Origin of the sequence: Spirosoma panaciterrae DSM 21099 (assembly GCF_000374025.1) — a bacterium.
GTDB classification, from domain to species: Bacteria; Bacteroidota; Bacteroidia; order Cytophagales; family Spirosomataceae; genus Spirosoma; species Spirosoma panaciterrae.
On record NZ_KB893228.1, the window covers coordinates 43,205 to 63,058 of the forward strand.

Here is a 19,854-nt window from a genome sequence, read left to right on the forward strand (position 1 = left end):
ATCATACATCCTTTAGAAGCTTATGGTTGCTGAGGCTTTCAGGGCAAAGGAGTTGAGCGGGATGCCGTTGGGACCATCGTCTAGATAGTTGAGCCGGTGGATAGCCTGGATACGAATCAGTTTGAAAATATTGTCGATACCATAGCCCACTTCCATATACGGAATGCCTCCATCGAGTGCCCCAAAATAAATAGGCCGTACGCCACCAGGCAATGGTTTGCCCGTAGCCACCTGCTGGTTTGCCTTCGATAAACTACCCCAGAGTGCATCGAAATTGGCAATCAACCGCCAGTTGAACTTGCGAATGCCCGGCAGGCGGTTAAATAACAGCCCTTCAAAACGATGCTGTACATGCATGGCCACAAATCGATCGCTGACAAACTCATAAAACTGCATCCGGTTGAAGGTATTCGTCGTCAGCAAAGGCGTCGGGTTGCCAATATGCGGAAAAAGCATCGGTGCTGGCATGACATTGGGGGTATAACCGGCCGATATCAGGTAAGTCATACGACCGAGCGGACCAAGCCGAAGCGACTGTTGCGCCCGCATCGTAATCCGATGGTAATTATATTCTCCGCCTAATGATTTCAATCCACGTGTATACCGAATAGTTACGACAGGAGCCCGTTTCGTGCCCAGCGTAATCCGTTCGTTGCCATCCATAATGTACTTTTCTTTTCGGGCCAGCCGTGCTTCAATCGACCAGTAGGCATCGTCAATATCGGATCGTAAAGGCGACTGATCGCCCAGTTCAGGTTCGAGCCGATAATGAAATGGAAAGAGCGGGTCGAACGTACGCGTACCCAGCATAGTCGTCAACAATACGCCTTTGACGGGTTCGGTTTTGAAGAAAATTTCCTTTTGATAGCTTTCGTAACCTCCCCGGTATCGTCCAAATCGGCTTAATGCATAAAACATCCGATTGCCCCCGATGAGTTCGGGGGTCAAGCCAAGCCGTTCGAGATCATACGACACCCGCATGCCAGCGAGCGTCCAGTGTTGGCGCGAAAACAGGTAATCTATTTCCGCGCCGTATTTAAACTTATTGTCCAGTGTTCCGTATGCCAGATAGCCCCGCAATATCCAGTTTCGGCTAAACTGATCATTGGTTCGAAAACCGATGCGTGTCCGCAACCCCTCTACACTGTTAATGGCAAAGAGGTACGGATAAGGCCCCAGATCGACCCCACCCAGTTTGTAAAAACCCGTCACCAGAATTTGGCCGACTGCTTCGGCTTTCTTCACCGCCGGAACCGCCCGCAGTTTATCAATCATGTCGCGGGTTTTTCGATCCTCTTTGTTGAGCGAGTCAGAACCGGCAAGGTTTTTCTGCACCGAACTCCAGAAGGCTTCATTCTGGGTTGCTACGGTATCGCTCGGTTCAATAGCCTGCTCATAGAATGATGGCTGTCTCGGTCGGTTTACCACAATATTGCTGTTTCGAAGGGTAACCTGTGCCCGTAATCCCAGCGATTGCTTACCAACCCCGGTCAGGTTGGCCGACAAGCGAATACTGACGGGGAGCCAGCCTGCTGTACCGCTGGTTGCGGCCGTTGAATCTGTAGTCGATTCCAGTTCCTGCTCAATGGTCAGCGAGCGAACGTAGTTCAGGTTGGCCGCATTGCCAATTTTAGTTTCAATCTGACAAAGAGCAAACGTCGTCGTATCGATCCAGGCTTTGCCGGTAAATACAAGATCTTCGGGCCGTTTAGGATCAAACTGAATTTCGTAACAGATGTGGTCGCCAATCTGGGTCGTATCGGCCAGAAAAAATTCGTACCAGTTTTTCCAGTTATCCCCAATGGGCGAGGCAAAATCTTTTCCCAGAATCGGGATGTAGTTGTCGTAAAAGTTCTGACTGACCAGATTTGTTCCACCCAGCAACTGCGAACTTAATCCGGCATCATCGACCGCTACACCTTTGATCCGGGTTTTCCGAATGTCTTCCCGTTTGCGTTCGGGTGCCGTCCGAAAATAATAGCGCGATACCGATTCCGACGCCAGAAGCGGTAGTAACTTATGCCCCTCGTCGTCCATAATGGAGTCGTGCTGGCTCATGGCCTGATTGATCCGTTTGATGAGCGGATTCCGGCGCATTCGATCCGAAACATGACTCAGCGCAATTTCGGTCTTTACATAGCTATCGTATTCATAAGCAGCCAGACGCTTGCGGTCGTTGCTATTTCGATTTTTGCGTACCTGACGAAGCACACGCCAGGCCGGATTTTCACCCGCTTTAACGGTCACTTCCTGCAAAGCCGTACCAGCAGATTGCAACTTAAAATCGACAGCCTGTGATGGACGCTCAGGATTGATAGCCAGCCGCAGCGTTTTATAGCCCATCGAGCTAACCGCCATCGAGTCTGTCAGGATTTTAGCAACTAACGTATATCGGCCTTTTTCGTCTGTCAGCGTACCCACCCGACGCCCTACCAGCGAAACACTGGCAAAGGGGATTGGCTCGCCAGTATTCGAATCTGTAACAAGACCAGTAACAGTAAAATTAGTCTGCGCTTTTACCACGCTGAAGGTATTGGCAAGGAGAAGACAGGAAAAGAAAAAGAGTAGACGTTGCAGACGTTTCATAGATTAAATTACGGTCTGCCAAGTTACAAAAAACTTGCCAATACTTAGGTAGAAAGCACTAGATGATACTACAAATAAAACCCTTACTGTCAATACATTATTGGATAGTGTCACATACTATTAACCAACAAGCCAGATTCGGTCGGCTTCGGCCCCCTGCTCGGTCCATTCGACCAGTACCCGCTGCGATTCGAGGGTGTTTACCCGCTTTCCCGTGTAGTCAGGCTTGATAGGCAAATCGCGATTGTAGCGTCGGTCAATCAATACCAGCAGTTCTACTTTCCGGGGCCGTCCAAAGGCCGTCATTGCATCGAGTGCCGCCCGCACCATACGACCTGTTGCCAGTACATCGTCGATCAGAATAACGCGCTTGTTTTCAATAATAAAAGGGACGTGCGTGGTATTGGGCCGAAGGGGGGAATCACGCCGACGGAAATCATCCCGGTAAAAGGTAGCATCCAGATACCCCAAAGGCACGGCATAGCCCAGGGTGGTGTGCAGTTCGCGGGCAACCCGTTCGGCAAAATAAATTCCTCGCGGCTGCATCCCCAGAATTACGGTATCAGCAAAATCCTGGTAGGTTTCAATCAATTGCTGTACCAGCCGACTTATTACGATTTCGAGCAGCGGGCTGGATAAAATCAGGCGTTGTTGATTCATGGAGTAAAGATAGTCTTTTCATCGATAGCCATTGGTGCGTAATTGTCAGCAAATACAGGATTGTCGTTATCTTAGCCATTCCGTAGAATCGCACTTCGTTTGAAACTACGCGATGGCTATGAAACGAAGAATACGCCTGCTTCTTTTTATTCTGCTGACAACCGTATTTAATTCGGTTGACGCTCAGAGTATAGCGGGCTATTGGGTGGGTATTACTACGCCAAGCGTGCCAGGCCAGAAAATCTTCAATTATGCCCTGACGCTTACACAGGCCAACTTCACCATCAGTGGCACGGCGCAATCGTCTAATCCCAATCTACCATTCAGCGGACTGGTGTATGTATCCGGCACACTGGACAATCCGATAGTCTCGTTCTCAGAATCTGACAAAAATGGCAGTACAGCTGTCAACGATGTATGTTTCTGGCGAGCCAAATTGACATATAGCTCAGTCGACGAAAGCATGCTGGGGACGTATGAATACATTGAAAATGGTACGACCTGCAGAGAATCGGGCAGTGGCAAGATGGAGCTTTACCGAATTGTTTTAAAATCCGGAACTACGTACTGCAAAGGGCAGCCCGTCAATCTCTTGCTCACCGGCCAGAACATCCGCTGGTATTCGTCGGCAGCTAAAACAACCCTGCTGGCCACTGGTAATCGCTACAGTCCCAGCATTACGAAAACAACCACTTTCTACGTCACCCAAACGCTATACCAAAACGAAAGTCCGGCTATTCCGATCACGGTCGAAATTTCCGATCCTGTTGTCAAGGCAATCTCCAATAATACAGGCTGCGATAAAGCCAACGGCTCCATTTCAGTGACGGCTTCCGGTTCTACCGGCTGGCAATACAATCTAAATAACGGTCCTTTTCAGCGTGACCCGCTGTTTGCGGGTTTACGACCGGGTTCTTATACCGTTGTGGCAAAAGATACTGCTGGCTGTCAGGCTTCTCAGATCGTCGCGATTACACCCGATACAGGACCTACGATTACGGCTTTAAAAAGTACTCCGCCACACTGCGAAACGGCCAATGGCGAAGTGAGTGTTGTGGCCTCGGGGAAGGAACCCCTTACCTACTCCATCAATTATGGTCAATCGTACCAATCCAGTCCGCTATTTACGAAACTCGCGGGTGGAGCTTATACCCTGCGTGCTCGCGATGCCAATGGCTGTGAAACCAATAGTGCGGTGAATTTGCCGGCGGCTAATCCGGTCAGTATTCAGGGGACAGCCATTACCCCTACCTCCTGCAACCAATCCAACGGGCAGGTAAGTTTGAGCGTGTCGGGAGGCAAAACGCCCATAGAATATAGTCTCGACAATCAGCCGTTTCAGAGTAACATTATTTTTACAGGACTCAAGGCAGGGACGTATTTATTGACCGCCAAAGATGCAGAAGGCTGTACGGCAAGCCAGTCGGTCAGTATAGCTGCCAGCGCAGGGCCCTCATTGTCCGATGTAGAAACTACCCCCGAAAACTGCGGACAAGCTAATGCCACACTGCGTATAAATGAACCCGCCGGGCAGTTGTTTGTCTACTCGCTCAACGGTAGCCCTTATAAACCAGTCACTTCCTATTCGGGGCTAAAGGCAGGCACCTATACGCTTTTGACCAAAGATGCCAACAACTGTGCGGTAAGCCAAACGATCGTTATTGGCCTTGATTGTGCCAATCTGATTCACCTGCCAACGGCCTTCTCTCCCAATCGGGATACCTATAATGATGAGCTTAAGGTTTATTTTGCGTTTCCATCACTCACGATCACCCAATTCACCGTCTACGATCGATGGGGTACGGTGATTTATAATCGTGCTAATTTTGTGCTGACAAGTGGCGATTCAATCTGGGATGGACAGCAGAACGGTCAGCCTATACCAGTCGGCACATACACATACCGACTGGATTGCCAGTTTCCCAACGGCACCCAAACCACATACCGGGAGTCGGTAGCTTTATTGAACTAATCGATTATACCCTCCCGTCGACACGCTTTCTTTTACAGAGCCGACGGGATTATTTATGCACGCTTATGAAATTTTTACTCGTTGGCCTGGGCAATATTGGCCCCGAATATGCGCTTACTCGCCACAATGCCGGTTTTATGGTTCTTGACCGACTAGCGGCTCAACATGGTTTCTCCTTTTCAATGACCCGGCTGGCCTATACCGCTCAATGGCAGTACAAAGGCAAACAGCTTTTTTTCATTAAACCAACCACCTACATGAACCTGAGTGGTAAGGCCGTAAACTATTACCTCAAACAGGAGAAAATACCCGTTGAGAATCTGCTGGTTATTACTGACGACAAAGATTTACCCTTTGGCAAACTACGCCTGAAGCCAAAGGGATCGCCGGGCGGTCATAACGGCTTACGAAATATCGATGAGCTTTTGGGAACCCAGGAATACGCCCGCCTTCGGGTCGGTATAGGCAATAATTTTTCGAAAGGCCGGCAGGTTGATTTCGTGCTGGGCCAGTTTCCGGAAGACGAATTAATCCAATTGCCCGACTATTTGGACCGGGCGGGCAATGCCGTTCTCTCTTTTTGTACTTTGGGGATACAGGCGGCCATGAACAATTACAACCAATGATATGACTTTTTAAAGAATTTTATAATTTTCCCAAGGCATATTTTATGGATACTAATTGGTTCTGAGGCAGAATTTTATTCCGTTTTTAGTTTTAAAAAAACGGAATAGTCAAAAAAATACCGCTCTATCAAGATTAAATTCGGAATATAATTCTAAAAACGCCCATATATAGCACTTGCGATTCAGGAATTTCTACGGATATTTGTGCGTTCAATAACTGAAACCAAATAGAACAAAACAATGAAATCGCGTGTTATCTTTGCATCACTGATTCTTGGATTAGGATTAGCGACATCTCAGGCAGACGCGGCTACCACCACCAATACTGATGATAGCCCGGCCGCCAACAAGCCGGCAAGTACAATGCTTGTCAATGGTTCGCAGAAGAATTTCGCTTCTTACGTCGAACAAAACATTGCCAAGTATTCAAATACTACCACCTGGCAAAACTTTATGAGCGTAGTCTCGTTGTACAATCAAAACCCGGCCGCTGTGCTGAACCTCAGCTCTGACGACCGTGCTAAATTCAACGAAGCAGCCGCTCAATTGAAAAATAAACTGGCTAAACGCAATGATGCGGTTGCCAGTCATTGGATGAATCAGGCCGGGTATACGGCCAGGATGATCAATTTCCTTTGGGATGCGAATCAATCCTTGAGCCAAGCCGCTGACATTCAATAATTTGAATTAAATCCGGTTTTCAAACGGGATTTGGAACAGAAAAGAGTAAAAGTTAGTTTTTCATGTAGAAAAGGTTAAGGGTTTAGGAATAGTCAGTATAAGGTTCTCTGCAAAGATCAGGGAACCTTATCTTGTTTTACAGGGGTATAGGCTTATTCAGTAGGTTGCCCTAAAGGCTTGCAGCCCAGACTACTGCAGACTATTTTTTTGAGGTTTTGCCTCGTCTATTCAGTACACAGAGGCCGTACGCTAATAAAGTAGTAAGCCAGGTAAAAACTGGCACAGAAATTCTGAAAATATTCCGTGGATCAGCGAATATAATTTTGTTTACATATTTCTATTTTACTATCTTTGTTGTTACTAAATATCAGAATTGATATTCAGAGTAGTAAAGTAGACAAGAAACAAAAATGCCAGCTCTTTTAGAACTGGCATTTTTTTATAGTAAACGAGGCTGACACAATGTCTGCCAGGGTAGTTGGCCCGGTTATTGTTGCTGGCGTTATACGTTCATTGTGATCTGGAAACAGATTAGCATGGATTACATATATGGGTATATGGGAAACGCTGACTTGAAAAAGTCAGCGTTTTTTTTGTAGTAGTACTTTTTGTTACCTTTTGAAAACGATCCGAGTCTAAATAGTAGTTTCCTGTATACCCATACTGCCTTATCCGTTTATAAGCCCCGTCGTTTCTGATGGGGCTGTTTTACTTCTGCTGAGTGAGACTTTGATGCAGATAACTAGATAGGTTATGCTGCTAAAAAAACCAGCTTAACATACGCTGCCAGTTTATTCGGGGCTTATGCCTATACTCCGGTATGTGTATTTCATCAGGATTTGAGTTCCTGATTTTCCAGAGCACTTCCTGTGGAAAAATCTGATAAAAAATTGACAGCCTATCCTGATAAGACAATATATCCTGCTCCAGTAACTGATGAGGCACACAAATTTTGGTATGCCCTAGTGGCGTTTTGATCAGCACTCTATAGGCCTTGTCCTGACTCGTTGAATGAAAGATATACTCGGCTCCATCTCCCGTAACCGTGTCGAGCAGTTGTATCAGGCGTTCCTTAACAGCTTTTACCTGCACTTCCATAGCTACATTAATATTACATTTTTATATAAACCTAAATATAAAACTATTAAATCAAAATAAATTTAATTTTTCGGTAACAAATAATAAACTAAATATACTATTTGTTACACAAGTCAACTTTCTAGTCTAAACGGTTTCCTGCTTCTTTTGTTCTTATTTCTTATGTTATTGTATTCATTCGTCTACCAACTACAGGCTGCCGCTAGCACGCAGCCAGTTACTCCGTTTGGATCAGTTTGTTTTACGTAAAGAATACGGATTCGTTAAGTTAGAAAAATGCCGAAATGCGCTTCTATGCGAAAGGGTATCATACTATTTATCTTCAAAACAAAAATGGCCACTTCGCTTTATTCCCTCCTTACGGTTGGTTTGCTTATGAGCACAGTTACGCTGGGGAATCCCAATCCAGGCAAAACCAACCATCCTAAGGCGGATTCTAAGTTTTATGAAATTAGAATTTACCACCCAACACCGGGTAAGTATGCCGAAATTGTTGATCGCTTTCGGCAATACACCCTAAAGATTTTCGAGAAACATGGGATGGAAAATATTGGTTATTGGACCCCTACCGATACGACCAATAAGGAATTGATCTACATTCTGGCGTATCCGAGTCGGGAAGCTCGGGATGCTTCCTGGAAAGCCTTTGGCAGCGACCCGGAATGGAAAGCTGTGGTAGCCAAAACGGAAGCCAATGGAAAGTTGGTCGATCATGTGGATCAAATCTTTATGACGGAGTCCGATATTTCTCCAAAGATCAAACTGACCCAAAAATCGCCCGAGCGTACGTTTGAATTGCGTACGTACACACCTGCTCCGGGCAAATTACCGAATCTGTTGACCCGTTTCCGCGATCATACCATCAAGCTATTCAGCAAACATGGCATGACCCATATTGGCTACTGGATCACCCAGGAGAAAGACCCAACTGCCCAATCCAAACTGGTGTACATTCTGGCCCATCCGAGCGAAGCCGAAGGCAAACAGCATTTCGATGAGTTCAGAAAAGACCCCAAATGGGTAAAGGTCAAAGCCGAATCGGAGAAAGATGGTGCATTAACGACTAAAGTCGAGTCGATTTATATGAAACCAACAGACTACTCACCTATCAAGTAAGGATGGGTCGATAAAGTCTATCCTGCAAAACCTCAGATTTTGGCTTTTCGCTAAACAACCTCTCTCACAATCGGTTTCATGACGTAAACTTAATGCGTTATGAAACCGATTGATCGTTTTGTTAACTTTTTACTCGATAAACCAATTGATGGTCGTGTATCCCGTCAGGAATTCCTGGAGCTAACGGGCCGAGGTCTGGCCGTAGGCAGCGTGGGCAGTATGCTTGCTTCCTGTGATAAAAAGCCCGAATCCACTGCTGCAACTACAGAAACGACCCATACACCCAGTGGCCCGGTCCCAAACTTACCAGCCACTTCGCCACCCGCTACGGTGCCGTCTGACCCCGCCAAACCGATTGAACTGGAACCGATCAAAGCGAAAACGGAACAGGAAGAAGCGCCAACACCTACTCCCCTACCAAACGACCAGCGGGTTGGCTACGCGGTGGTTGGACTCGGACATTTAACCCTTAATCAGATTTTACCGGCCTTCAGCACGGCTAAAAAATCGAAAGTGGTAGCGTTGGTCAGTGGCAGCCCTGAGAAATTGCAGAAAGTAGCGGCTCAGTACGGGATCAAAAAAGAAAGTTGTTACAGCTATACCGACTACGACAAGCTGCGCGACAACAAAGACGTACAGGCGATCTACATCGTACTGCCCAACGGCATGCACGCCGAATATACCATTCGTGGAGCACAGGCGGGAAAGCATATTCTCTGCGAAAAACCCATGGCGAATACGGCCGCCGAGTGTCAGGCCATGATCGATGCCTGCCAGAAAGCCAACCGCAAGCTGATGATAGCGTATCGGATTCAATATGAACCGCATCACAAGATCGTTCGGGAAATGGTTCAAAAAGAGCAGTTTGGCAAAATCAAATCGATCATGGCTAATAATGGCCAAAACTCCGACAATCCTGACCATTGGCGATTCAAGAAGGCCCTGGCGGGTGGAGGTAGCTTGCCCGATGTAGGCTTGTATTGCCTCAACACCATCCGGTATCTACTGGGCGAAGAGCCTTCTGAAGTCATTGGCTATGTGCACAGTACACCCAATGATCCTCGTTTTACAGAAGTGGAGGAACAGGTAAACTGGTTGATGAAATTTCCGAGTGGGGTTCAGGCTTGTTGCGCGACCAGTTACGGTCATCATGACGATAAAAATTACAAAGTACTGGCCGACAAAGGCTGGATAAAAATGGACCCCGCTTTCCCGTATAAAGGGCTAAAGCTGGCTACTAGCCAGGCGCAGGGCAACCAGAATCAGGAAACACAGCACGAGATTGGTGACCAGGATCAGTTTGCCACCGAAATAGACCACTTTTCGGAATGTATTCTGGCCAACAAAACTCCTTTTACGCCGGGCGAAGAAGGGCTTCAGGATCAGAAAATTATGGAAGCCATTTATCAGTCGGCTCGCGAAGGAAAACCCGTAAAACTAGCGGCTGTCCAGAAGAAAGATGCCTTCCGTGGTTCACCCCCAACGGCCTGATTCAGAGAACGACAAACTCCACTCGTCGGTTTTTTAGTCGGTTGGCTTCACTGGTGTTTGGCGCAACCGGGTCGATTGGACCGCGACCAACCGCTTTCAGGCGGTTTCTGGCAATACCCTTTCCAGCCAGGTAATCGATAACGGCCTGACATCGGTCGCGGGAGAGTTTGACATTTAGATCAAAATCGCCCTGATTGTCGGTATGGCCCCGAATTTCGACTTGAGTTGACGGATTATTGATCAGCAGGGTAGCCAGTTGGTCTAGCTCCGGGTATGATTCAGACCGAAGAACAGGAGAACTTTGGTCGAAATAGATATTCGCCAATTGAACCGGCTTCCCTTTTTCAAGGACACCCAATGATTTCGGGGGAGCAATTGGTATGGTCGGAACCCGTAGAGCGCTCGACAGTGCTGGGGCTTTTATAGGAATTGGCGCTGCAGGCGTTTCTTCCCGTACCGTCTTTGTTGATTTTACAATTGCTTCGGGGAGCGCCTGCGCTTCAGTTGCAACCTTTGTTTTTTGGGGCGTCAGCATCACCCGGGCTTCATTTTCAACACTATCGAGCCGGATCGACTTTGTGAAATCGCCATAACCCACTGCCGAGCTGGTGAGTTGGTAGACGCCCTTACGCGGTAAATCTATTTTGATCAGACCGGTAGCGGTATCGGGCGAAAGCAATAGCGTGGCCTCGCCTACCCTACCCGAAATGGTGAAATGCGCATCCGTAATGATCTTCCTCGTCTGGCTATCCATTGCCCACACGGTTAGTTTAACAGGAGCCGGATCGAGCTGAGCATCAAATTCATAGGGCTTACCTGTAGGCGATACCGCAATCGTTATGGTTCGAGTAGTATACCCTTCTTCACTGACTTCAATCGCCAATACATCCGGTTCATTGATCACCCGCTCCAAACGGCCGTTTGTCAACCTGACCTGTTGCGTTTTGCCGGTTGTTCGGGAGGTGATCTTTACACTAGCCGCTGGTATGGGCTTACTAATATCAACCGCAAAAGCTTTGATAGTCAACAGACTGGGCGTCGTCGATCGTCCAGCGACCACGCTGCCGGCCATCACAGGGCTTGCTTTGGGCGACGCTTTTATACGTGAATAATCAATCGCCTGCCTTTGGGCCATACACATGCCAACAGCCAGCAAATAAATCCCGGAAGCCAGCAGTAGCTTTATGATGTGGAGGCCCATACGTGCTTATTCGTTTTGACCTCTATAGAGTCTTCAGGACCGTATAGAGTTGCATTGCCTACCCGTTCGACCGAAACTTCGCCTGGGGCCGATCAATGGTGCGCCGTTGACGATGCAGGCGGATTGATCATAATATGGGCACGGTGCGTTCCAGGGTCCATAATCCAGGGCATACCGGGTGCTTCGGGTTTGGTGGGCAGACCAGTGCTCTCGGCGGTCGCATAGGGAATATACACCACATACCGAAGATAGCCATCTTTTACCTCGCCCGTAGCTGGATTATAGTCCTCATCTTTAGCGGTATAGGAAAATAACGATGACGGGTGCGAAGGCATTGTCAGCTTCTTGTCTTTTGTTTCCTGCTCCCGAATGGCGAGGATTTCGTTGGGCTTCTTCCCTTCTTTTTTCAGTACCCGACCCCGCTCCATAAAGGGGTCCAGATCACGGTGATAACAGGACACATTTAGTCCTTTTTGAGCGGGGTCATCGGCCAGACAGATCAACTCATTTGTTCCTTTCCGGAGCACCGTAAATTCATTTTTGGCAGTATAGCCATACACGGTAGCCCCATCGCGTTTATCGGCCGGAGCCGCCAGAACCGCCACTTTGATCTGGGTATCGGGTGAGGGAATGGTAGGTGTCTGAGCAAATGAACTACCCATTGCTCCTAACAGGAAAAAGCTACTCAAAAACGATTTCATAGGTCAGGGTATGTTTAGAACCAATGGGAGTATAAGATGAGAGTCTGCGCGATTTACTCTACTGATACCCCCGTGCCTGTAGTCCGAACAATTCGGCATATCGTCCGTCTTTTTCCAGCAGTTCGTAGTGTGACCCGATTTCCAGTAAGGTTCCGTTTTCCAGTACCAGAATCCGGTCGGCCATGCGAACGGTGCTGAATCGGTGTGAAATGATGACCGACGATTTGCCTTCGGTTAGTTTGGCAAAACGCTGAAACACTTCGTATTCGGCGCGGGCGTCGAGGGCAGCAGTAGGTTCATCCAGAATAATTAATTGAGCATCCCGCATGTAGGCACGAGCCAGCGCCACTTTCTGCCATTCGCCCCCTGAAAGTTCGACCCCTTTGCCAAACGAACGGCCCAATTGCTGATCGTACCCCCCGGCCAGTTTGGCAATTACCGTGTCGGCCAGACTGCGCTGGGCCGAGGTTTCTATACGATCCTGATTGGTTCGCTGATCGATATCACCAACGGCAATATTGACCCCGGCCGACATTTTGAAACGGGTATAATCCTGAAAAATTACCCCAATATTCTTCCTGAGTTCGGCCAGGTCATACTCGCGCAGGTCGTAGCCATCGAGCAAAATCCGGCCTTCGGCCGGGTCATACAGGCGGGCCAGCAACTTAACCAGGGTGGTTTTCCCCGCACCGTTTTCGCCAACGAGAGCCAGCTTTTCACCCGCATGAAGCGTAAACGACAAGTTTCGTAGCGCCCATCGGTCCGAGTTGGTGTATTTAAACCCAACCTTCTCAAACACAAACCCTTCCCGAATCGGATTAGGAAATGGGCGGGAGGTAGAGGGCGAATGAATCAGGGGTTTGATGGCGAAGTAATCGAACAGATCCTGCAAATAGATAGCTTCTTGTGTAAGGCTACTCAGTTGAAGCAAAATCCCTTCCAGCGAACCGCGTACCTGCCGGAATGACCCCGCCAGAAATGTCAGGTCGCCCAGGGTGATCTGCCCCCCAACGGCCCGCATCACAATCCAGACATAGGCTCCGTAATACCCTGCCGTTCCCAGGGCTGTCAGCACCGTACCCCATCCCGCCCGACTGATCGCCAACGCTTTGTTTTTCAGATAATACTGCCACGACAACTCCCGGAACCGATCGATCAGGAAGCCTGATATACCAAAAATTTTAACCTCCTTGGCCGTTTCGTCACTTGCTCCTATGTACCGCAGGTAATCGAGTTCGCGTCGTTCGGGCGTCCAGGATCGGGACAATGAATAACTCCGCTGATTGAAATAATTATCACCAATAAACGAGGGTGTTACGGCCAGCAGAATCAGGACCAGCAACCAGGGATTATACACCGCCAGCCCGGCCGCCAGAAAACCAACCGAGATCAGTTCCTGAACCTGTCCGAATACGCCCGAGAGCAGCACCGTTCGTCCGGTTGTTTGCCGACGTGCCCGTTCGAGCTTATCGTAAAACGTGGCATCTTCAAACTGTTCCAGATCGAGTGTGGCTGCGTGTTCCATCAAGCGAATGGAGGTCTGATTGGCAAACAGATCGCCCAGTAGGCTATCCATTAAGGCTACTGCCCGCCCTAGTGCCGTTGAGAGAATGGCCAGGCCAAATTCGGCTCCGACCAGCCACCAGAGTATACGCGTATCGCCTTCCGGTTGTTTGGAAAGCGCGACAACCTGATCGATAATCAGCTTGCCTATGTACAGGGTAGCCGTTGGGATGGCTGCCCGTATTAACCGAAGAAACGCATTGCCCAGAAACAGGCCCGGCGACACCTGCCAGACCAGTCGAAAAAACGCTGGGAGATTCCCCAAAGCGGCAAAACGCTCGCGCCAGCTTATCTGGTCTTTTGTTTCGGTAGAATTTGCATGAGTTGGTACTGTTTTTGCCATAACATCCAAAAGACAAGTACTGTCCGGGATTAGTTCACCGGCAATTGATCTGAATAAAGCTGTTCGATAGTGGTTTACGACGATAGTGGCAAAAACAGCATGAAACCATTCACCTAGAAGCTCCTCCCTGAACCTAAGTTCTTTTCGCTGAAGGCTTTCCTCGCCTTTGCCTGTACGTTCAACTAACCTTATACTACTTGATTATGAACCATCGACTTACTTTTCTTTCCTTACTGTTGCTACTGAGCCTACTGGTATTTTCCTGCAAAAAAGACGATGGCCCCGACCCTAATCTGGCTCCAGCCCTCTTCACAGTGACCGCCAAACCAGCGGCAACCAGTAACGATGTAATCCTTAGCTGGACGAGGGCAAAAGACCCTAATGGCGACCCGGTCACGTATGCCGTTGTGTATAAAGACACACTAGCTAAAAACCTCACCGACACTACCTTCACGATCAAAAATGTTGGCTATGGCCTTACCATAACGGGAAGTGTTATTGCGTTCGACAATCACAAGGCAGCTACGCCGGTTGCGTTCAACCTGGCAATTGGCGCTAATCCCTATGCCGATATTCCTGATGGGGCCTTCGAACAACGACTGATCGATCTGCGCTACGATGATGTGAAAGACGGAAAAATACTCCTGAGTAATGCTCAGAAAATAACCAGCCTGACGGTGGCCAGTCAGGGCATCAGCAATTTACAGGGTATTGATGCGTTTGTAAACCTAACCTATCTGGACTGTTCCAGCAACCAGCTTACCAGTCTGGATGTCAGCAAGAATACGGCATTGACTGAACTAAACTGCTCTACGAATAAGCTAACCAGTCTGGATATTACGAAGAATTCTGCCCTGGCTATTCTTACTTGTTCGAATAACAGCCTGAAGGGCCTGGACGTTGGTCAGACAATGAACCTGACCCAACTCAATTGTTCCAATAATCAGACACTAACCAGCCTGGATTTAACCAAAAATACGGGCTTAACCAGGCTGAGTTGTGGCAGTACGGGCCTAACGAGTCTGGATCTGAGCCAAAACAGGCTACTCACGTATCTGGATTATTCGTTTACCAAACTCATGGACCTGGATCTCAGCCGCAACTCCGCCTTAACTGAGCTAAACTGTTCGGCGGTTGGGCTGAAGAATCTGGACGTTTCGAAAAATACGGTGCTGTCTAAACTCCTGTGCTCGTACAATCAGCTTTCCAGTCTGAATCTAAGTCAAAACTCGGCCCTGGTCAGTCTGGATTGCGAAAGTAATCAGCTTAGCAGTCTGGACCTTGCGCAGAACACCGCCCTTACGACGCTGAATTGCCCGTATAACAAACTAGCTACGTTAGCCCTGAGTACCAACACGCTACTTTCCGAACTGACCTGTTTTAGCAATCAACTAACGAGCCTGGACATTTCGAAGAATACCGCTCTCAGTAATCTGGCTTGTTATGATAATCAGTTGACGAGCCTGAATTTGCGTAACAACACCGCCTTGAGCTATTTACGGTGCGATGGCAACAACATCAATACCATCTGTGTAGCCAGTCTGTCGCAGGTGAAACCGTTCTGGCAAAAAGATGCGTCGGCAACGTATCAGGTCTGCAACTAAACGACAACGACAGCTTTCCATATAAAGCAAGAGGTGTCGCTTACTCATAAGCGACACCTCTTGCCTTTTAAAGGCTCAACTCAGCTACCAGTTTCTTAAAAACCGCAAAAGCTGGTTTCGGCGAATAATCGTCGCGGAGCAGGCCGAATTGATAAAAAATATCGTTCTGCGAACTATCGGCATCACGTAGGTTGAAAAGTTCGTAGCGATGGATATTGACAACTTCCCGATATTCATGGACCGCCTGGATGATGGTTTCTATTGCCCCTGCCTGCCGCGTATACGAGCGTGTCGGACTTGTCGGCCAACCGTTTTCGCCAATATGAATCGGTACCGTTGCCGGAATACCAGCCTGTGGCATACTCACCTGCCGGAACTGCTGCAAAACGCCATGAACCGCTTCCCGGAGTATCAGGTGGGGCGGTAAGGGTCTGAATACATCGGGAAAAAAGTCGAGGGCGACGTAATCAAGTGCATTGATAAACAATTGCCCACCACGTTGACCAATGTCCGTCCAGAAATCGTTGGCCGGATCGAAGTTAATCGTTGCACTTCCTGGATAAATACCAAATGAGAACATGATGTTGTCGACTGATTCGACCGCGAAAGTAGTCGTCTGTATCTGCTCTATGACCACGCCAAACGGATTCCTAAGCCCGCGAAACGGATTAAATGCAGAAGCCCCGACCAGCATGGGTCGGGGCTTCTGTATAAACTCTGAAAACGTTCGCTACCTTACATTCCCTGCGTGCCGAACTGGACTTTGTCGAGGGCAAACAGGGCCTTCTGACCCGCTTCGGGATTGACAAATACCAGATAGAGTGTATGCATCCCCTGCACGGGCTGGCGGACAGGCAAATTTACGGGGCCAGCCGTTCCGGGCTTCACCTCTACCTCGCCCAACAGGGGGCCCGTTGGAGAGTTGATCCGCGCTTCGAGTTTACCACCTACAGTTTGCGTCGTCGAGGCAAATACCGTTGGTGAAATACTCTCAATACCCGTCATATCAATGTCCTTAAAAGCGACGTAACTTCCCGATTTGGTACCAACAGCGGCTGGGCCAACCTTCGGCATATCGAATTGGAAAATATCCCGTTTGGCGTCCGCCGTTACGGCCTTCACCGATGGCGAACGGAGTGCCACTGAAGTAGAGCCCGTCAGCGGGCCAATCACACCATTGCCCCGGTCGGTATACGTAGCGGTTAAAATATATGAGCCATCCTTTTTCTGGGCTACAGGCACATAATCACCAGCGATCGGCTTGCGGTTTGCCGCTTTTTCATCAGCCAGCGAAAGGATATACCCAACCATATCGGCCACTTCGCTTTCTTTCAGTTGTGGGTGGGCGCTCATAGCCTGTTCGCCCCATACACCACCGCCCCCGGTAATGATCTTACGAATCAGTTTGCTTTCCGAACCCGTTCCTTTGTACTTCTTGGCAACATCCATATAAGCCGGTCCAATCGACTTCTGATCGATGGTATGACACGCTTTGCAGTCGCTCAGTTCAATCAACCGTTTGCCGGTCGAAGAGCCTGTATTGGCCTGGTGGCCCTGCGCCAGTAATGTTTTGTCGAAGCCTTCGAGGTAGTCGATGGTCATGGTCACGTCGTCGGGGCTGATCCCTTTCTGTAGGGTACCATCTTCCTTGTCTACTACCTTCACCGCGTATTTTACCGGCTTGTTGGGGAAGTAGAAGGTTTTATTGCCCGCTACCTCAACCTCCACTTTGGGTTCATCGTTACCCACTTTAATGTCCATCGTTTGGGTCGACACATTCCCCATTGCATCCGTCACTTTAAGGGTTGCAGGGTATACGCCCGGCTTGCTGAAGGTAACGGTTGGCGAAGCGGTCGTTTGCTTGGGCATATTCTTTCCAAACGACCATTCGTATTTGAGGGCATCACCATCGTAATCCAGTGATTTACCACCGTCGAACTTGACAGTCAGCGGAGCAGCTCCAACCATTTTGTTCGCACTGGCTATGGCTACCGGCTTCCGGTTTCCGGCATTGTACGTAATGCGGGCCAGCCGTGCATCGGCATTGGCACCAAACCACTTCTGACCATACTCGATCGTGTACAGCGAACCATCGTTGGCGAACTGCATATCGATGATGTGCGAGAATTTCGTGCTGGGCATAAACGTTTCCATCTTCACGAAATCACCATTAGGCTTCATCGTAACCGGGTGAATCCAGTCACGAATCCAGTCGTAGGCAAAGAATTTACCGTCGTAATGCCGGGGGAATTTGACCGATGTTTCTGGATAATCGTCGTAGTAATACACTGGGCCACCCATAGCGTTCCGACCACCTTTGCCCACAATATCACCAAACTCCGGTGAATCGGCATAGGGGTAGTAGATGAAGGCTTTCTGGGCAGGTGGCAACTCTCTCAAACCCGTGTTGTTGGGCGAGTCGTTGATGGGATGTTGCGGATCGAACAGTGGCCCCGTTGTGCTATCGGCGAAGCTGCGGGAATGGTATGGACGGTTATCAGCCACAAACAGCGGCCAGCCAAAATACCCCGCCTGACGCGCCTGGTTCATTTCATCGTGGCCACGTGGGCCGTATTTCTCACTATTGTTACCGGCATCAGGCCCTACTTCGCCCCAGTACAGGTAGCCCGTCCGCTGATCGACCGAAATCCGGTAGGGGTTACGGTTACCCATTACATAAATTTCAGGACGAGCTTTGGGGTTGCCTTTCGGAAACAGATTGCCTTCGGGAATGGTGTAGGTTCCGTCGGGTTCGGGGTGTATACGGATGATTTTACCGCGCAGGTCGTTGGTATTGCTGGAGGTCAGTCGGGCATCCCAGCCTTTCCGGCCGGGCCGTTCGTCGATTGGGGCATACCCTTCGGAGTTGAACGGGTTGGTATCGTCGCCAGTCGAGAGGTACAGATTTCCTTTCCGATCCCAGGCAATCGACCCACCCGTATGGCAGCACCCATCCCGCTTGACCGGAATAGTCAACAATACTTTCTCGGTGTTCAGCAGAACCGTATCCCGAACGTCATCATAGACAAAGCGCGACAAATGCTGAGCAGTATCAGCAACTGTCGCGCCGTTCAGGGGCGAATAGTACACATAAATCCACTTGTTCTGCTTGAAGTTCGGGTCGATGTTCAAGCCCATCAGGCCATACTCGAACTTGCTGAAAACCGGAAAATTGGCAACTACCTTAGTCTTTTTTTTTTGCGGATCGTATACGGTCAGTTCGCCTTTACGCTGGGTATAGAGCACCTTCCCATTATCGAGTACAGCCAGTTCGGTTGGTTCGTCCATGTCCTGCACCAGCACATGCTGTTCAAATCGGTTTTCTTCGGGAAAAGGCATCGTTTTCGCCTGACCAAATTTAAGGCTGGATGCCATTACCGACTTGATGCCACCCAGAATGTGTTGCAGGAACATTGGGTCGCTATACGATTCGTCGGTATGTCCGCCACCCGTATAAAAAGCCTTACCCCCCTGAAAATCGTGGTGCCAGATGAACGGATGATTATCGCCGTTTTTACCGCCTTCGTACGTTTTCTCATCCAGTTTACCAAGCACTTTCAGGTCGCCCTGAATGCTCTTGTAGTTATACCACTCATCCCACCGCTTCCAGCGATCGGGCAGCATTTTCGTGGCCGGGTGATTTTTGTCAACAATTTCGATCTCCGCATTTTGCTGCTTGGGATGGCTCAGGAAATACGCACCTACCAGCTGATTATACCAGGGCCAGTCGTACTCAGTATCGGCGGCAGCATGAATACCGACAAAGCCACCACCGGCCTGAATATAGCGCTCAAAAGCAGCCTGTTGGGCATCATCGAGTACATTACCCGTGGTACTTAGCCAGATAACGGCACCGTATTTTTTCAGATTGGCTTCGGTAAACTTGGAAGCATCTTCGGTGGTATCGACGGCGAAGCCATTTTCCTGACCAAGTTTCATAATCGCCATTTTTCCCGCAGGGATCGACGAATGGCGGAACCCTTTCGTTTTCGAAAACACCAGCACCCGATTCAAGGCAATCGGAGCCTCAGCCGATGCGGCTACAGGCTTGGCCGCTACAGTCCGTTTGGCCATTGTTTGCGCCCAGGCATCCATAGGAAGCTGAGACACAGCGGTTGTCAACACGCCCGCCAGGAGTAGTGCGCGGGAGGGAAACCGTACGTTTTTCATAGGTTTTGATGATTTAAACAGGCTGATTGGAAACTCAGGCAA

14 protein-coding genes are annotated in these 19,854 nt (G+C 49.0%); 6 read left to right on the forward strand and 8 right to left on the reverse strand.

Annotated elements, in window-relative coordinates:
- Window positions 1-12 precede the first annotated feature (12 nt).
- Both B153_RS0129620 and pyrR read right to left on the reverse strand, forming a co-directional pair.
- A complete protein-coding gene (locus tag B153_RS0129620; RefSeq protein WP_020600376.1) occupies window positions 13-2,586 on the reverse strand; it encodes a DUF5686 and carboxypeptidase-like regulatory domain-containing protein in 2,574 nt (857 codons plus the stop codon).
- 120 nt (window positions 2,587-2,706) lie between these two features.
- On the reverse strand, window positions 2,707-3,246 hold the full coding sequence (pyrR, locus tag B153_RS0129625) for a bifunctional pyr operon transcriptional regulator/uracil phosphoribosyltransferase PyrR (protein ID WP_020600377.1): 540 nt from the start codon (window positions 3,244-3,246) through the stop codon (window positions 2,707-2,709).
- 118 nt (window positions 3,247-3,364) lie between these two features.
- Between pyrR and B153_RS0129630 the strand changes: the two genes are divergently transcribed.
- The 3 genes from B153_RS0129630 to B153_RS0129640 all read left to right on the forward strand — a co-directional run bounded on the left by B153_RS0129630 (window position 3,365) and on the right by B153_RS0129640 (window position 6,525).
- Window positions 3,365-5,218 (forward strand): T9SS C-terminal target domain-containing protein, encoded by a 1,854-nt coding sequence (locus B153_RS0129630; protein ID WP_026262552.1) that lies wholly within the window; start codon window positions 3,365-3,367, stop codon window positions 5,216-5,218.
- Window positions 5,219-5,283: 65 nt separating this feature from the next.
- A complete protein-coding gene (pth, locus tag B153_RS0129635) occupies window positions 5,284-5,844 on the forward strand; it encodes an aminoacyl-tRNA hydrolase (RefSeq protein ID WP_020600379.1) in 561 nt (186 codons plus the stop codon).
- A 240-nt stretch (window positions 5,845-6,084) separates the two neighbouring features.
- A complete protein-coding gene (locus tag B153_RS0129640; protein WP_020600380.1) occupies window positions 6,085-6,525 on the forward strand; it encodes a hypothetical protein in 441 nt (146 codons plus the stop codon).
- A 759-nt stretch (window positions 6,526-7,284) separates the two neighbouring features.
- On the opposite strand, the gene B153_RS0129645 is transcribed toward B153_RS0129640, so the two are convergent.
- Window positions 7,285-7,623, reverse strand: a complete 339-nt coding sequence (locus B153_RS0129645; protein ID WP_020600381.1) for a hypothetical protein — start codon at window positions 7,621-7,623, stop codon at window positions 7,285-7,287.
- Between the two features lie 333 nt (window positions 7,624-7,956).
- Between B153_RS0129645 and B153_RS0129650 the strand changes: the two genes are divergently transcribed.
- Window positions 7,957-8,739, forward strand: a complete 783-nt coding sequence (locus B153_RS0129650) for an NIPSNAP family protein (RefSeq protein WP_026262553.1) — start codon at window positions 7,957-7,959, stop codon at window positions 8,737-8,739.
- A 99-nt stretch (window positions 8,740-8,838) separates the two neighbouring features.
- Complete coding sequence (locus tag B153_RS0129655; protein WP_020600383.1) at window positions 8,839-10,230, forward strand: Gfo/Idh/MocA family protein; 1,392 nt, start codon at window positions 8,839-8,841, stop codon at window positions 10,228-10,230.
- Between the two features lies 1 nt (window position 10,231).
- Here B153_RS0129655 and B153_RS0129660 read toward each other — a convergent pair whose 3' ends face one another.
- The 3 genes from B153_RS0129660 to B153_RS0129670 all read right to left on the reverse strand — a co-directional run bounded on the left by B153_RS0129660 (window position 10,232) and on the right by B153_RS0129670 (window position 14,038).
- Window positions 10,232-11,431, reverse strand: coding sequence for an OmpA family protein (locus B153_RS0129660; RefSeq protein WP_020600384.1), 1,200 nt, complete (start codon window positions 11,429-11,431; stop codon window positions 10,232-10,234).
- Window positions 11,432-11,523: 92 nt separating this feature from the next.
- Complete coding sequence (locus B153_RS0129665; RefSeq protein WP_020600385.1) at window positions 11,524-12,132, reverse strand: hypothetical protein; 609 nt, start codon at window positions 12,130-12,132, stop codon at window positions 11,524-11,526.
- Between the two features lie 58 nt (window positions 12,133-12,190).
- Window positions 12,191-14,038: an ABC transporter ATP-binding protein gene (locus B153_RS0129670; RefSeq protein WP_020600386.1), complete on the reverse strand. Its 1,848-nt coding sequence runs from the start codon at window positions 14,036-14,038 to the stop codon at window positions 12,191-12,193.
- Between the two features lie 203 nt (window positions 14,039-14,241).
- On the opposite strand from B153_RS0129670, the gene B153_RS37000 reads away from it, so the two are divergent.
- Complete coding sequence (locus B153_RS37000; RefSeq protein WP_020600387.1) at window positions 14,242-15,642, forward strand: leucine-rich repeat domain-containing protein; 1,401 nt, start codon at window positions 14,242-14,244, stop codon at window positions 15,640-15,642.
- 67 nt (window positions 15,643-15,709) lie between these two features.
- Here the strand turns inward: B153_RS37000 and B153_RS36165 are convergent, their stop codons facing one another.
- The gene (locus B153_RS36165; RefSeq protein ID WP_020600388.1) at window positions 15,710-16,222 is read right to left on the reverse strand and encodes a hypothetical protein; all 513 of its coding nucleotides are present in this window, start codon (window positions 16,220-16,222) and stop codon (window positions 15,710-15,712) included.
- A gap of 155 nt (window positions 16,223-16,377) precedes the next feature.
- Window positions 16,378-19,812, reverse strand: coding sequence for a ThuA domain-containing protein (locus B153_RS0129685; protein WP_020600389.1), 3,435 nt, complete (start codon window positions 19,810-19,812; stop codon window positions 16,378-16,380).
- Window positions 19,813-19,854 lie beyond the last annotated feature (42 nt).

Coding starts and splice junctions, on each gene's coding strand:
- B153_RS0129620 (WP_020600376.1), bottom strand. CDS start 2,586: ATGAAACGTCTGCAACGTCTACTCTTTTTCTTTTCCTGTCTTCTCCTT.
- pyrR (WP_020600377.1), bottom strand. CDS start 3,246: ATGAATCAACAACGCCTGATTTTATCCAGCCCGCTGCTCGAAATCGTA.
- B153_RS0129630 (WP_026262552.1), top strand. CDS start 3,365: ATGAAACGAAGAATACGCCTGCTTCTTTTTATTCTGCTGACAACCGTA.
- pth (WP_020600379.1), top strand. CDS start 5,284: ATGAAATTTTTACTCGTTGGCCTGGGCAATATTGGCCCCGAATATGCG.
- B153_RS0129640 (WP_020600380.1), top strand. CDS start 6,085: ATGAAATCGCGTGTTATCTTTGCATCACTGATTCTTGGATTAGGATTA.
- B153_RS0129645 (WP_020600381.1), bottom strand. CDS start 7,623: ATGGAAGTGCAGGTAAAAGCTGTTAAGGAACGCCTGATACAACTGCTC.
- B153_RS0129650 (WP_026262553.1), top strand. CDS start 7,957: ATGGCCACTTCGCTTTATTCCCTCCTTACGGTTGGTTTGCTTATGAGC.
- B153_RS0129655 (WP_020600383.1), top strand. CDS start 8,839: ATGAAACCGATTGATCGTTTTGTTAACTTTTTACTCGATAAACCAATT.
- B153_RS0129660 (WP_020600384.1), bottom strand. CDS start 11,431: ATGGGCCTCCACATCATAAAGCTACTGCTGGCTTCCGGGATTTATTTG.
- B153_RS0129665 (WP_020600385.1), bottom strand. CDS start 12,132: ATGAAATCGTTTTTGAGTAGCTTTTTCCTGTTAGGAGCAATGGGTAGT.
- B153_RS0129670 (WP_020600386.1), bottom strand. CDS start 14,038: ATGGCAAAAACAGTACCAACTCATGCAAATTCTACCGAAACAAAAGAC.
- B153_RS37000 (WP_020600387.1), top strand. CDS start 14,242: ATGAACCATCGACTTACTTTTCTTTCCTTACTGTTGCTACTGAGCCTA.
- B153_RS36165 (WP_020600388.1), bottom strand. CDS start 16,222: ATGTTCTCATTTGGTATTTATCCAGGAAGTGCAACGATTAACTTCGAT.
- B153_RS0129685 (WP_020600389.1), bottom strand. CDS start 19,812: ATGAAAAACGTACGGTTTCCCTCCCGCGCACTACTCCTGGCGGGCGTG.